The organism is Enterobacter cloacae complex sp.6700776, from assembly GCF_048284255.1.
GTDB lineage: Bacteria > Pseudomonadota > Gammaproteobacteria > Enterobacterales > Enterobacteriaceae > Enterobacter > Enterobacter intestinihominis.
The window spans coordinates 1-342 of record NZ_JBLVYK010000101.1; the positions used below are offsets into that span (position 1 = coordinate 1).

At 48.5% G+C, this 342-nt stretch carries 1 protein-coding gene; it reads left to right on the forward strand.

All coding sequences use genetic code 11. The features are described 5' to 3' along the window. Positions 1–46: 46 nt before the first annotated feature. The coding region (locus tag ACNQ0T_RS23405; protein ID WP_167874837.1) for a helix-turn-helix transcriptional regulator at positions 47–342 on the forward strand (296 nt) is incomplete at its 3' end.

The following is a 342-nucleotide window of genomic DNA, read 5'->3' on the forward strand; positions in this document are numbered from 1 at the left end:
TCCGTACACTGTCCTCGAGACTGGATGCATTACAGGATGGTAACTGATGGCCAGAGTGTCTATTAGTGAGGCTGCCCGACTGACGGGTAAGAGTAGAACAACACTGCACAGGTTAATTAAAGCAGGTGACCTGTCCACCTGTAGCGGTGAGCGCAATGCAAAAATGGTAGATACTTCAGAGCTTTTACGTGTCTTTGGCCCCTTTGAGCAACCGAAGGGTGAACACCATTCTGGACAGGTCTCTGGACAGCGTGATACAGCCTCTGCTGACCAGAGTGAACAGGTGATTCGTCATTTGAAACAGGAGATTGAACACCTGAACACTTTACTTTTGTCCAAGGA